Annotated in this window: 7 protein-coding genes, 16 tRNA genes, 2 rRNA genes and 2 pseudogenes; 20 read left to right on the forward strand and 7 right to left on the reverse strand. The window is 43.0% G+C overall.

Features of this window, described 5'->3' with window-relative positions; genetic code table 11:
• Positions 1-134: 134 nt before the first annotated feature.
• From ACVIJU_RS05580 to ACVIJU_RS05665, 18 genes are all read left to right on the forward strand, one after another.
• Positions 135-3,066: ribosomal RNA gene (locus ACVIJU_RS05580) — 23S ribosomal RNA — on the forward strand.
• 137 nt (positions 3,067-3,203) lie between these two features.
• Positions 3,204-3,319, forward strand: a 5S ribosomal RNA gene (gene rrf, locus ACVIJU_RS05585).
• A 112-nt stretch (positions 3,320-3,431) separates the two neighbouring features.
• Positions 3,432-3,506 (forward strand) — tRNA-Asn (locus ACVIJU_RS05590).
• Between the two features lie 3 nt (positions 3,507-3,509).
• Positions 3,510-3,601, forward strand: a tRNA-Ser gene (locus tag ACVIJU_RS05595).
• A gap of 13 nt (positions 3,602-3,614) precedes the next feature.
• Positions 3,615-3,689, forward strand: a tRNA-Glu gene (locus ACVIJU_RS05600).
• Between the two features lies 1 nt (position 3,690).
• Positions 3,691-3,766 (forward strand) — tRNA-Val (locus tag ACVIJU_RS05605).
• 108 nt (positions 3,767-3,874) lie between these two features.
• Positions 3,875-3,951 (forward strand) — tRNA-Met (locus ACVIJU_RS05610).
• A gap of 2 nt (positions 3,952-3,953) precedes the next feature.
• A tRNA-Asp gene (locus ACVIJU_RS05615) sits at positions 3,954-4,029 on the forward strand.
• A gap of 5 nt (positions 4,030-4,034) precedes the next feature.
• Positions 4,035-4,110, forward strand: a tRNA-Phe gene (locus tag ACVIJU_RS05620).
• 16 nt (positions 4,111-4,126) lie between these two features.
• A tRNA-Thr gene (locus tag ACVIJU_RS05625) sits at positions 4,127-4,199 on the forward strand.
• Between the two features lie 12 nt (positions 4,200-4,211).
• Positions 4,212-4,296, forward strand: a tRNA-Tyr gene (locus ACVIJU_RS05630).
• Between the two features lie 4 nt (positions 4,297-4,300).
• A tRNA-Trp gene (locus tag ACVIJU_RS05635) sits at positions 4,301-4,374 on the forward strand.
• Between the two features lie 11 nt (positions 4,375-4,385).
• A tRNA-His gene (locus tag ACVIJU_RS05640) sits at positions 4,386-4,461 on the forward strand.
• Positions 4,462-4,473: 12 nt separating this feature from the next.
• A tRNA-Gln gene (locus tag ACVIJU_RS05645) sits at positions 4,474-4,548 on the forward strand.
• Positions 4,549-4,564: 16 nt separating this feature from the next.
• A tRNA-Gly gene (locus tag ACVIJU_RS05650) sits at positions 4,565-4,639 on the forward strand.
• Positions 4,640-4,644: 5 nt separating this feature from the next.
• A tRNA-Cys gene (locus ACVIJU_RS05655) sits at positions 4,645-4,718 on the forward strand.
• 6 nt (positions 4,719-4,724) lie between these two features.
• A tRNA-Leu gene (locus tag ACVIJU_RS05660) sits at positions 4,725-4,813 on the forward strand.
• 26 nt (positions 4,814-4,839) lie between these two features.
• A tRNA-Leu gene (locus ACVIJU_RS05665) sits at positions 4,840-4,923 on the forward strand.
• A 124-nt stretch (positions 4,924-5,047) separates the two neighbouring features.
• On the opposite strand, the pseudogene ACVIJU_RS05670 reads toward ACVIJU_RS05665, so the two are convergent.
• The 7 genes and pseudogenes from ACVIJU_RS05670 to ACVIJU_RS05700 all read right to left on the reverse strand — a co-directional run.
• Positions 5,048-5,257: pseudogene (locus ACVIJU_RS05670) on the reverse strand (tyrosine-type recombinase/integrase); the annotation flags it as partial.
• Positions 5,258-5,357: 100 nt separating this feature from the next.
• Positions 5,358-5,708 (reverse strand): hypothetical protein, encoded by a 351-nt coding sequence (locus tag ACVIJU_RS05675; RefSeq protein ID WP_029761977.1) that lies wholly within the window; start codon positions 5,706-5,708, stop codon positions 5,358-5,360.
• 5 nt (positions 5,709-5,713) lie between these two features.
• A pseudogene (locus ACVIJU_RS05680) lies at positions 5,714-6,725 on the reverse strand (pre-toxin TG domain-containing protein); the annotation flags it as partial.
• 174 nt (positions 6,726-6,899) lie between these two features.
• Positions 6,900-7,298, reverse strand: coding sequence for a hypothetical protein (locus tag ACVIJU_RS05685; protein WP_094244560.1), 399 nt, complete (start codon positions 7,296-7,298; stop codon positions 6,900-6,902).
• Positions 7,299-7,321: 23 nt separating this feature from the next.
• Positions 7,322-7,738 carry a hypothetical protein gene (locus ACVIJU_RS05690; protein WP_094244561.1) on the reverse strand — a complete coding sequence of 139 codons (417 nt, stop codon included), beginning with the start codon at positions 7,736-7,738 and terminating at the stop codon, positions 7,322-7,324.
• A 382-nt stretch (positions 7,739-8,120) separates the two neighbouring features.
• On the reverse strand, positions 8,121-9,791 hold the full coding sequence (locus ACVIJU_RS05695) for a glycerol-3-phosphate dehydrogenase/oxidase (protein ID WP_094244562.1): 1,671 nt from the start codon (positions 9,789-9,791) through the stop codon (positions 8,121-8,123).
• A 398-nt stretch (positions 9,792-10,189) separates the two neighbouring features.
• Positions 10,190-10,750 carry a glycerol-3-phosphate responsive antiterminator gene (locus tag ACVIJU_RS05700; RefSeq protein WP_063387204.1) on the reverse strand — a complete coding sequence of 187 codons (561 nt, stop codon included), beginning with the start codon at positions 10,748-10,750 and terminating at the stop codon, positions 10,190-10,192.
• Positions 10,751-11,118: 368 nt separating this feature from the next.
• On the opposite strand from ACVIJU_RS05700, the gene ACVIJU_RS05705 reads away from it, so the two are divergent.
• Positions 11,119-12,864, forward strand: coding sequence for a sigma 54-interacting transcriptional regulator (locus tag ACVIJU_RS05705; RefSeq protein WP_456687372.1), 1,746 nt, complete (start codon positions 11,119-11,121; stop codon positions 12,862-12,864).
• Positions 12,807-13,166, forward strand: a complete 360-nt coding sequence (locus tag ACVIJU_RS05710) for an AAA-type ATPase lid domain-containing protein (RefSeq protein ID WP_456687373.1) — start codon at positions 12,807-12,809, stop codon at positions 13,164-13,166. The genes ACVIJU_RS05705 and ACVIJU_RS05710 overlap by 58 nt, the downstream gene beginning before the upstream one ends.
• The last annotated feature ends 154 nt before the right edge of the window (positions 13,167-13,320 follow it).

The raw sequence follows: 13,320 nt of genomic DNA on the forward strand, positions 1-13,320 counted from the left end.
GGATATATACATTGAAATAGGGTACGCTTTTCCGTTTTGTTTAGTTTTGAAGGATCATATCCTTCTTGATTGTTCTTTGAAAACTGGATAACGGAAAGACATTCACGAATAGATCGCTCATGTTAGGAAGAAACGGTTAAGTTAGAAAGGGCGCACGGTGGATGCCTTGGCACTAGGAGCCGATGAAGGACGGGACAAACACCGAAATGCTTCGGGGAGCTGTAAGTAAGCGTCGATCCGGAGATGTCCGAATGGGGGAACCCACTGCCCGTAATGGGGCAGTATCCATACCTGAATCCATAGGGTATGGAGGGCAACCCGGGGAACTGAAACATCTAAGTACCCGGAGGAAGAGAAAGCAACAGCGATTCCCTGAGTAGCGGCGAGCGAAACGGGAACAGCCCAAACCAAGAGGCGTGCCTCTTGGGGTTGTAGGACACTCGATTAAGGAGTGACAAAGGAACGGGGTAGACGAAGAGGTCTGGAAAGGCCCGTCAGAGAAGGTAACAACCCTGTAGTCGAAACTCCGTTCCCTCCCGAGTGGATCCTGAGTACGGCGGGACACGTGAAATCCCGTCGGAAGCAGGGAGGACCATCTCCCAAGGCTAAATACTCCCTAGTGACCGATAGTGAACCAGTACCGTGAGGGAAAGGTGAAAAGCACCCCGGGAGGGGAGTGAAAGAGAACCTGAAACCGTGTGCCTACAAGTAGTCAGAGCCCATTAACGGGTGATGGCGTGCCTTTTGTAGAATGAACCGGCGAGTTGCGATTTCGTGCAAGGTTAAGCCGAAAGGCGGAGCCGCAGCGAAAGCGAGTCTGAAGAGGGCGAAATAGTACGAGGTCGCAGACCCGAAACCAGGTGATCTACCCATGTCCAGGGTGAAGGCAAGGTAACACTTGCTGGAGGCCCGAACCCACGCACGTTGAAAAGTGCGGGGATGAGGTGTGGGTAGGGGTGAAATGCCAATCGAACTTGGAGATAGCTGGTTCTCTCCGAAATAGCTTTAGGGCTAGCCTCAAGGGAAGAGTCTTGGAGGTAGAGCACTGATTGGACGAGGGGCCCCCATCGGGTTACCGAATTCAGTCAAACTCCGAATGCCAATGACTTATCCTTGGGAGTCAGACTGCGAGTGATAAGATCCGTGGTCAAAAGGGAAACAGCCCAGACCGCCAGCTAAGGTCCCAAAGTATACGTTAAGTGGAAAAGGATGTGGAGCTGCTTAGACAACCAGGATGTTGGCTTAGAAGCAGCCACCATTTAAAGAGTGCGTAATAGCTCACTGGTCGAGTGGCTCTGCGCCGAAAATGTACCGGGGCTAAACGTATCACCGAAGCTGCGGGTTGACACCGTTGGTGTCAGCGGTAGGAGAGCGTTCTAAGGGCATCGAAGCCGGACCGGAAGGACCGGTGGAGCGCTTAGAAGTGAGAATGCCGGTATGAGTAGCGAAAGAGGGGTGAGAATCCCCTCCGCCGAAAGCCTAAGGTTTCCTGAGGAAGGCTCGTCCGCTCAGGGTTAGTCGGGACCTAAGCCGAGGCCGAAAGGCGTAGGTGATGGACAACAGGTTGATATTCCTGTACCACCTCCTCACCGTTTGAGCAATGGGGGGACGCAGGAGGATAGGGTAAGCGCGCGGCTGGATGTGCGCGTCCAAGCAGTTAGGCTGGCAAGCAGGCAAATCCGCTTGCCGGAAGGCTGAGCTGTGATGGCGAGGGAAAGGAAGTACCGAAGTTCCCGATTCCACACTGCCAAGAAAAGCCTCTAGCGAGGTGAGAGGTGCCCGTACCGCAAACCGACACAGGTAGGCGAGGAGAGAATCCTAAGGTGAGCGAGAGAACTCTCGTTAAGGAACTCGGCAAAATGACCCCGTAACTTCGGGAGAAGGGGTGCTCATCAAGGTGATAAGCCATGATGAGCCGCAGTGAAAAGGCCCAGGCGACTGTTTAGCAAAAACACAGGTCTCTGCGAAACCGTAAGGTGAAGTATAGGGGCTGACGCCTGCCCGGTGCTGGAAGGTTAAGGGGAGCGCTTAGCGAAAAGCGAAGGTGCGAACCGAAGCCCCAGTAAACGGCGGCCGTAACTATAACGGTCCTAAGGTAGCGAAATTCCTTGTCGGGTAAGTTCCGACCCGCACGAAAGGCGTAACGATCTGGGCACTGTCTCAACGAGAGACTCGGTGAAATTATAGTACCTGTGAAGATGCAGGTTACCCGCGACAGGACGGAAAGACCCCGTGGAGCTTTACTGCAGCCTGATATTGAATGTGGGTACAGCTTGTACAGGATAGGTAGGAGCCAGAGACGCGTGAGCGCCAGCTTGCGCTGAGGCGACGGTGGGATACTACCCTGGCTGTACTGACATTCTAACCCGCGCCCCTGATCGGGGCGGGAGACAGTGTCAGGTGGGCAGTTTGACTGGGGCGGTCGCCTCCTAAAAGGTAACGGAGGCGCCCAAAGGTTCCCTCAGAATGGTTGGAAATCATTCGGAGAGTGCAAAGGCAGAAGGGAGCTTGACTGCGAGACCTACAAGTCGAGCAGGGACGAAAGTCGGGCTTAGTGATCCGGTGGTTCCGCATGGAAGGGCCATCGCTCAACGGATAAAAGCTACCCCGGGGATAACAGGCTGATCTCCCCCAAGAGTCCACATCGACGGGGAGGTTTGGCACCTCGATGTCGGCTCATCGCATCCTGGGGCTGTAGTCGGTCCCAAGGGTTGGGCTGTTCGCCCATTAAAGCGGTACGCGAGCTGGGTTCAGAACGTCGTGAGACAGTTCGGTCCCTATCCGTCGCGGGCGCAGGAAATTTGAGAGGAGCTGTCCTTAGTACGAGAGGACCGGGATGGACGCACCGCTGGTGTACCAGTTGTCCCGCCAGGGGCATCGCTGGGTAGCTATGTGCGGAAGGGATAAGCGCTGAAAGCATCTAAGCGTGAAGCCCCCCTCAAGATGAGATTTCCCATCGCTAAACGCGAGTAAGATCCCTTGAAGATGACGAGGTAGATAGGTCCGAGGTGGAAGCGTGGTGACACGTGGAGCTGACGGATACTAATCGATCGAGGACTTAACCAAGAAAGAGCATCTATTCGTGAAGGAACCGTTATCTAGTTTTGAAAGATCATGTTTAAAAAGGAATTGACAACTACGGTCAAAAAGTTATAATAGTAGTTGTCTATCCACTGAATGGAACAAATGAATACAATAATTTGCTTGGTGGCAATGGCGAAGAGGTCACACCCGTTCCCATCCCGAACACGGAAGTTAAGCTCTTCAGCGCCGATGGTAGTGAGGGTCTATCCCTTGTGAGAGTAGGACGCTGCCAGGCAATCACTTTACAATAGAAAAGAAGTTGTAAGTTTATTTCTTTCAATTTGATTCAGCCTATAGAAAATGAGGCATTCTACATAATAGTAATATCAGCTAGTCTTCTTTTACATTCCGCAGTAGCTCAGTGGTAGAGCATTCGGCTGTTAACCGAACGGTCGCAGGTTCGAATCCTGCCTGCGGAGCCATTTGGAGAGCTGTCCGAGTGGTCGAAGGAGCACGATTGGAAATCGTGTAGACGGTCAACGCCGTCTCAAGGGTTCGAATCCCTTGCTCTCCGCCAGAATGAAATTTTTGGCCCGTTGGTCAAGTGGTTAAGACACCGCCCTTTCACGGCGGTAACACGGGTTCGAATCCCGTACGGGTCACCATGGAGGATTAGCTCAGCTGGGAGAGCACTTGCCTTACAAGCAAGGGGTCGGCGGTTCGATCCCGTCATCCTCCACCATGTACATAGTAAATAAAATGAATATTAATGAATTTCGGCGCTAGGGCCACAGCATGTTATGATATGTATACATAATTTTTGTGTGAAGAGTGTTTATTGTTTTATCGGCGCGGGGTGGAGCAGTCCGGTAGCTCGTCGGGCTCATAACCCGAAGGTCGCAGGTTCAAATCCTGCCCCCGCAACCAATGGTCCCGTAGTGTAGCGGTTAACATGCCTGCCTGTCACGCAGGAGATCGCGGGTTCGATTCCCGTCGGGACCGCCATAAAAGGCTCGGTAGCTCAGTCGGTAGAGCAAAGGACTGAAAATCCTTGTGTCGGCGGTTCGATTCCGTCCCGAGCCACCATTATATGTATACATATGCCGGTGTAGCTCAATTGGTAGAGCAACTGACTTGTAATCAGTAGGTTGGGGGTTCGATTCCTCTCGCCGGCATTTTTTACAATCGGAGGGGTAGCGAAGTGGCTAAACGCGGCGGACTGTAAATCCGCTCCCTTAGGGTTCGGCGGTTCGAATCCGTCCCCCTCCACCATGATAGGGGCATAGTTTAACGGTAGAACAGAGGTCTCCAAAACCTCCGGTGTGGGTTCGATTCCTACTGCCCCTGCCATTTATAAGATGGCGACTGTGGCGAAGTGGTTAACGCACCAGATTGTGGCTCTGGCATTCGTGGGTTCGATTCCCATCAGTCGCCCCATATTAATATCATTGGGCTATAGCCAAGCGGTAAGGCAACGGACTTTGACTCCGTGATGCGCTGGTTCGAATCCAGCTAGCCCAGCCACCTTTTAAATTTAAGTGCGGAAGTAGTTCAGTGGTAGAACACCACCTTGCCAAGGTGGGGGTCGCGGGTTCGAATCCCGTCTTCCGCTCCAATAATGGCGGCATAGCCAAGTGGTAAGGCAGAGGTCTGCAAAACCTTTATCCCCGGTTCGAATCCGGGTGCCGCCTCCATTACAAGCCGGGGTGGCGGAATTGGCAGACGCACAGGACTTAAAATCCTGCGGTAGGTGACTACCGTACCGGTTCAAGTCCGGTCCTCGGCACCAGTGAGGAATTGCATCAATATCATTACGCCGATGTGGCGGAACTGGCAGACGCGCACGACTCAAAATCGTGTTCCCTTGCGGGAGTGTGGGTTCGACTCCCACCATCGGCATCATTAGTATCCGATATCTCACGATCAAAAATCGTGGAAGCTTTAAAACGACTGCAAACGCAGTCGTTTTTCATTTTTTGGAAAACCGGAAGAATCCGATAGAATTCGAAAAAATTTTGCACGGCTATTTTGTATGGTAGAGCTCCTCCATTGCAACGTCTACCTGCCGGGATTCTTTTTGCTCCATCTCGTCCAAAATGTGTGAATACGTCTGCAATGTTGTCACAATGTCCTTATGACCAAGATGTCGAGAAACGTATTTAATATTCACCCCTTTATATAGGAGCATTGATGCGTGAGTGTGGCGAAGGCCATAACAAGTAATTGGCTTAATCCCGATCGTACCGCCTTTGTTTTTTGTCATGTAGACACCTCATTTTTTAGTCTATTATTACTATAATAATCTGTGTCTACTTTTAGTCTAACATTACTTGTTACCTATTCTCTTCATCATACTCCAAAAATAGGTCTTGTAAATCTCCATTAATTGGTTCATTATTATTGTTAATTGTCACTTTAAACTCAATATCCTCTTCTCCTATTGATACTACCCCATCTAACACCCCTAAAATATTAGATACAGCATCCACTTCTACTTGTTCGATTATTTTAAATAATATTTCTTTATTTTTATCTGATAGTTCTGAATAAAACATCAACGCTTCTTTCCAATAAGGGTCTGTAACTTCATTAATATCAGTATTATTGAATATATCTCGATAAAAATTACGATTTTCTTTTATAATTGACTGATGTAAAAGTTTAACAAACTCTTCTTTATTCATATATCTCATCTCCTTCTCATCTCTGGATACAATTGTTTATTTAATTCAATTAATTTTCGAAGTTGAGAATTAGGAATGTCTGGATATACTCTTCTTAACTCCATTATATCTCTTGCTAATAATTGTCTTACACTCTCAATTCCTTTTGAACTTCTCAAAACTATTCCCCTAGGACCTTTTCTTGTATGTCCAGCTTTTGGTATTAATATTGCTGGTGCATTATTTGGATCATAATTTCGAATGAATTTTTTCATAATTGCTTTTTGTCCAACATGATGTGCATCTAACCTCGGTACACCTTTTATTTCTTTATATAATCCTACATCATACTTACTAAATTTACCCGTACCCTTACCGTCCACCTCATCCCCAGTTTTGCCAATCATGTTAATCGCAGTTTCTTTTACTTCTTCCTTAGCCTTGCTCATCCATGCGCGGGACGCTGGACCAATTCCCGCCAAGGCTAGCTGCCATTGGACAGACGAAACGCTGGTAAGACGGTCATCCCATTGCTTATTAAAATATCGCAGCGTTTTGGTAATCGGCGCTTTCACGACTTGGAGGTACGCCGCTTGAAAGACAGACATCATTTTATCATAGCGGAGAACATATTTCATTTGCGGGACCAATTTCGAAACATCCGCTGCTATCCCGGCCGCTTTCGCTCCTTTGATCCCCGCTTTTCCAGCGATTCCTGCCCCTTTGGCTGGAGGAATGACGGACAACAATAACATTTCCTCCCGCAACCAGGCGGTCCCATCCGGATATCCGTTCTCCAGTAATCGGGTCGTATTCTCCAAACAACCGCTGCAAGTCATACCAGCAAAGAAGCTTCAGACCGAATTCTTTTATGTTGTCGGCGAGCGTTTGGTCTGCCTGTCTGATGGACGCGGCCGTCTGATACAGCAGTTCCTCCGCTTCATTCAGCTTTTCTCCATAGCGGTCGAGCCAATGAATCAGTTCGTCTGTAAGCTCGCGGATGGCGGCGGAACCGATGCCGGGAATCTCCATGGCTAAAAAGAGGGAATCTCCTAGGAAAGCAAGGTCCGCGCGCATTGTATAGGGCATTGCTCTATATAGTTTATTCGAAGCGCTCCTTGAGGAATAAACAATCCGCTTGAACTTTTTGTTCAAGCGGATTGTTTATTTATCGTTGTATTAGGGAATCTTGCTTCACACACTATAACAAAATTACTTTACCGTAATACTAGGAGGATATATTGATAATATTTCAATTACATCATTAGAAGTTAAAAATACATAATGTTCTACCTCTCTTGACTCGTATATACCGCAACTTTCTTTATGAAACCATTTCAAGTATTCTGAGTTTTTAACTTTAAATAAAGACCAATCACTATAAAAATCTGTACCGTAATATTGATCTAAATAATTTAGCGTTTCTAATAACGAACCTTCATCAGTATTTCTATACGATAATACTCCTTCTTTAAAATTCACTACAACTTTTTTTTCACCATTTTCATCACTAAATTCTAAAATAACACCATCTTTACCATCCAAAAGCATATCATTATAAATTGTTGAAGGTATATCATCTAGCGGTATCCATCTTTTCCATTGTTCCATAAAACTTCCTCCATATTTGTTTTCTAGTAACGAAACTTTATTCTCTTCTTGCCATCTTGAATTTCAAGTGTAGGACGGCCATCACTACTTCTCTTTCTAACAATAACTGTTCTTCCATCCTTTAAAATACCGACTTTGAGGTCAGGCGTATCCTTAGTAATTTTAGGTCCCAACGAGTGAAAGTCATTCATTGCTTCACTAAATCCACCAGATAACTCATACTGAATAGTTCTTCCTTTTGTTGCTCTTCCAGGCTTAGCAACTTTAATTAAATCATCAACTGTTTTGCCAGTACCCTTAGTGCTAAGTTCAATGCCATCGTTGCCTGCTTTACCTTCGCCTAGATTTAACCCCGTCTTCTCACTCAGATAAGCTCGAACTTTATTCTCCAATCCATTGGTGTTCTCGTCCGGAACTTTAACGTTCCCAATCCCTTCCATGGCAAATCCCATTTGCCGGTCAGGGATTGAATTTTTCAGATTGGTCAGGCTATGTCAATTGTTGGGGTGCACTGGATGTGAAATGCTTGATACAGCTGTTCTAAGTTAGACCTTGCATTACTTTGCGTCATCCACTTCTTAAAAACTTTTTACATAATAAGCTTTCTTTAATATGATTTTTTGTATTTACGAATTTAAGAAATAACCGGTGCAAAGTTCAACACCACCATTATCGAAAAAAATCCCCTCATAAGTAAACAGTAAATTGATGCATATTTACTGTCTCCTTATAGGGGGATGCTGTCAAAATTCGGCTACTTTTTCCTTTTCGTTCAAATAACCGGATAATAAAAGCCTTTGCTGTCATTATATATTTTGTCTATTATTGTTTTTCATCAACAGGCGTGACGGCGTCGTGCAGATATGTTTCTAATTCTTTGCGATAACGGTTTTGCTCCTCTTCTGTCCACTCCAAGTTTTTCGCCATATATTGAATAACGGATTCCTTCCATTGGTGAACTGAATGAATTTCAAAAAATAACGATCCCGTTCTCCGGATAAAGAAGTCCTCCGGTTTTACGACCATCTCTTCTTCTAAGGCATATTGAAGCTGGGCTAAAACATCAATCGGTAATTGAAACTCATCTCTTACTTTCTTTAATTCAACTGCCAGTTCAAACACCCGGTCTACATTCGTTCCATATAATCGGACCAATCTTTCCGATTGTTTTCTGCTAAATCCCAATTTTTCTCCCTGTTCAACTTTTTTAGTTACGAACGATTCAAAATTTGTTGAACCTCCGAAATCTCCTCCCGAAATCGGCAGGTTTTTCGTTCTGCAAGGGGAAAATGCTTCGTTTTCTTCCTCTTTTAATAATTTGGCAACAAGATCAACGATCGTTTCTGCCATTTTACGGTATCCTGTTAATTTTCCGCCGGCAATGGTAATAATACCTGAATCAGACGTCCAAATTTCATCTTTGCGTGATATTTCAGAAGGACTTTTTCCTTCTTCATGGATTAATGGTCTGAGCCCGGCCCAGCTTGATTCAATATCTTCCACGGTGATATGGACCGTTGGGAACATATAATTAATGGCCTTAATAAGATAATCTCGATCTTCAACAGTCATTTTAGGATGTGCAATATCCCCATCATAGAAAGTATCTGTTGTGCCAACGTAAGTTTTTCCATCACGCGGAATGGCAAACACCATTCGTCCATCAGGTGTATCAAAATAGATCGCTTGTTTTAATGGGAATCGGCTTTGGTCAAAAACAAGGTGAATTCCTTTTGACAAAATCAAATGTTTTCCTTTTAAAGAGTGATCTTTTTCCCGTAACGTATCGACCCAAGGGCCTGTTGCATTTATAATTTTCTTTGCGAACACTTGATATGATTCTCCTGTTAATTGATCAACAACTTTTACACCTACGGCTTTGCCTTGTTCATAAATAAATTCGTCTACCTTTGCATAGTTAATCGCTTTTGCACCGCATTCGACTGCCTTTTTCATAACTTCAATTGTCAAGCGGGCATCGTCAGTTCGATATTCGACATAATATCCTCCGCCTAATAATCCATCTTGCTTTAATAAAGGTTCTTTATCAATAGTTTGCTTTGCATTCAACATCGTTCTTCGTTCGCTTTTCTTCACGTCAGCAAGGTAATCGTAAATTTTCAGTCCAATGGATGTGCTCCATTTACCGAATGTTCCTCCTTTATAAATCGGAAGAAGCATCCATTCAGGTGTAGTTACATGCGGGCCATTTTCATAGACGATCGCGCGTTCTTTCCCAACTTCAGCGACTAACTTCACTTCCAGCTGTTTTAAATAACGGAGGCCTCCGTGCACAAGCTTCGTGGAACGGCTTGAGGTTCCTGCGGCAAAATCCTGCATCTCAAATAAAACTGTTTTCATTCCACGTGTTGTTGCATCAAGTGCAATTCCTGCACCTGTAATACCACCGCCAATAATGATTACATCAAACTGTTTTCCATCGACGTCTTTTAATATTTCTTGTCTTTGATAAGCAAATACATTTTTGTTCATTTGTTATTCCTCCTGTGATCCGTCAAAAGTCCTAAAAAAAGAGACCACATACACACTACGCTTCTTCTACAGACGTAATGCTATGTGGTCTCTCCTTGTCTCCAACCGAATATTAACTTTGAATGTATTATAGCATATTCTTCATCTTCTGAAAATTCTTTTGTATGCGAATTTAAAATTCAAAGCTTTTCCCCATAATGAACTTTTCTTTATTCAGTTGATGAAGAATCAGTGTTTGAAAACGCTATTGACACCATCGCACAAGCCATTTTTTCTTCATTCAATTGATGAAGATGGCTTGCGTCTTTCATGTCTTCTACAGCGTTTCTGAAACTGAATGTCTAAAACTGCCGCCAAAACCTAAAGCATCGAAAAATTGGGTAGCCATTCAAAATAAATTATGACTGTTCAAATTCTTTCCATAATTGCTTATTGGATGTTGTCACGGCTGCAGCACCAGCTTGTAAAGCATTGTTGACATCGTCAATACTGCGGATAAATCCACCAGCAAAGATCGGGATTTGAATTCGTTGATGAATTTCAGCAATAATGTTCGGCATGGCGCCAGGTAAAACCTCAATCACATCGGGTTTTGTTTTTTCTAATAAGGAATAGCTTTTTTCTAAAGCGTTTGAGTCAATGAGAAAAACTCGTTGAATAGCCAATACGCCTTTTTGTTTCGCTTTCAAAACGACACTTGCTTTTGTCGAAAGCAGTCCATAGGGCTTGAAGGACTGGCATAAATATTCGGTTGCGTATTCATCATTTTTAAGACCATGTATTAAATCAACATGCAATAACAAGTTTTTACAATGCTGCTTAGAAATATTGACGATATTTTTCAACTGGGCAATATGGACATCTAATAACACACCATATGCATAGGAACTCTGAAGAAAAATTTCAAAATCCTTCATATTGCGAATCGCTGGAATAATTTTTTGATCTTTATATTCCATTGTTCGTTCCACCTTTTTTATTATTGGCAAAAAATCAGTGTGAATTCAGCTTTCAAACTTAATTGAAACAGAGAAGAGGTCTTTGCTTCAAGTCTCTAGAAAAAAAGAAATCCACAACAAAACACCCCTTCATCCAAACGACTAAAGGGAATTGATGTGGATCTCCTTCTCTCCGCTACAATTTATTAACTTATTAATATTGTACCATAAACAAAAGCGCTGTCAAAGCAATGAGAACATCCACGCATGATCGTTTACAGGGTGAAAAAAATTTTTTAATCGTGAGATTCATAACTACTATCTATTTCAAAAAATTTTCCAGTAATCCTGTTAACAAGTATATTAAAATGGAAAAAGGAGGGGATTTCATGTTCATTAAATTAACAGTTTACAAAAAGAACGGTCTTCATGTCCGGATGGCAGCAGCTTTTATTTCGCTGCTTCAAAATCTCATACAAAATAAAGAGATATTAAAAAAGACGTACGTTCTCTATCAGGATAAAAAAGTTCAAGTGAATAATCTATTATCTTTAGTGTCCTTAAAGATTGGACAAGGAGAGGAATTTATCCTGCATTTTGAAGAAAAAATAGACGATCAAATCGTCCAGCAGATAAAAGATTTTTTTGAACAAACGGATCTTGAAGATTCCCAGCAAGCAGAAACAGATCGACTTCTCATGGAAAATTCCATTACCCTTCATGAGGCCATATCTGCTTTACCGAATGGAATCGTCGTTGTGAATAGCGACAATATCATCACTTATGTCAATGCAGCTGCAGCAAAACTTTTGGAAAAAGATCCTCATGAGCTTATCAATCAACGCGCTGACGAAGTGATTCCCCATTCAAGATTGCATGAAGTACTGAAGACAGGAAAAATGGAATTATCCAAAAAGCAAGAAATCAACCATCATACATTGTTAACAACCCGTTCGCCAATTATTTTTAATGGAAAAACGATTGGGGCTGTTGCTATTTTTCAAGATATATCTACCATTGAGAAAATCAGTAAAGAATTGAATGAAGTAAAAGAGCTGCAGCAGCGACTAAATCTTGTTTTAAAATCTGTCTCAGATTTAATCGGATTAACAGATAAAAATGGAAATTTTATATACAAAAATGATGAAATGGATGTTTTGTTAAAAAAATTAAACAGTGTCCCAAACATTCAATCAATAATCGGGCAACATGAATGGGAAAATATTAAAAGCACTCAAAATCAGATTATGAAACTAATTCAAGTAAACCAACAATCTAGTTATATTACAAAAATAAATCCTATTTTCGTTGACGATGAATTTCGCGGAACAGTTGCCACCATGACTCCATTCGATGATATTAAAAAGCTCCTCGAAAAAATTGATCTAATGGAGCAAAGAACGAAATATTTGGAAATGGAGCTGTCCAAACATCAAGGATTTGATGAAGCATTTCATAAGATCATAGGAAACAGTGAGACATTAAAAGATTCCTTAACAATCGCCGCAAAGGTTGCAAAAACAAATTCGACAGTGATTATTACAGGAGAAAGCGGAACAGGGAAAGAACTTGTTGCTAAGGCCATTCATGAAGCAAGCGACAGAAAGAATAACCTATTTATTCGAGTGAATTGTGCAGCCATCCCTCCTCAATTAATGGAGAGCGAATTATTTGGTTATGAAAAGGGAGCCTTTACAGGAGCGTATAAAACACATCGAGGAAAATTTGAACTCGCTAATAAAGGTACGATTTTTTTAGATGAAATCGGTGATTTAAGTTTGGATTTACAAGCAAAAATTTTACGTGTACTGCAGGAAAGGGAAGTGGAAAGAATTGGCGGATATGCGCCCATTCAGCTTGATGTTAGGGTAATTGCCGCGACTCACCGTGATCTCAAAAAAATGGTAGATGAGGGCAGTTTTCGCGAGGATCTTTATTATCGGTTGAATGTTGTACCAATTCATCTGCCGCCTTTAAGGGCAAGAAAAGAAGATATTCCGCTTTTGGTGGAGGCGTTTCGAAAACAATTGAATGCTAGATTGGTGGAAAAAATATCAAAGGGTATGAAAAAGGATTTATGGAAGCATTGTGCAGTTACCATTGGCCAGGAAATATTAGAGAATTACAAAATGTAATTGAACGGTTATTTAATCTCGCAGATGAAGAAATTTTGCGATGCAAGGATTTACCTTACTACATCTCGAACCCTCAATGTCAAGAAAATAAAAAAATAATGCAGAAACAGAGTATCAATTTTGGCAACGAAGTGCTGACCTTCAAAGAATATGAAAAACAAATTTTTTCGTTTGCTTGTCAATATTACCCAAGCTATAACCAATTAGCGAAAGCGCTTGGGATCACTCATAAAACGGCAGCTAAAAAAATAAGAGAATATGGATTGGAGCATTTAGTTGGGAAAAAGTATCAAATGGATTGATATTTTTTCCCAATGAACTCGCCATAAAAATATGAAAACGCATCCGTAAAGCGCTTTCGTTGTTGGCATCATTTTTGCATTAATAAAAAGTGCAAAGTTAAGAGGAGCATTCCTGTAATGAAGAAATTTGAGGTTTGAAACAAAAAGAGCCCTC

It is taken from the genome of Aeribacillus sp. SP014 (assembly GCF_054055575.1).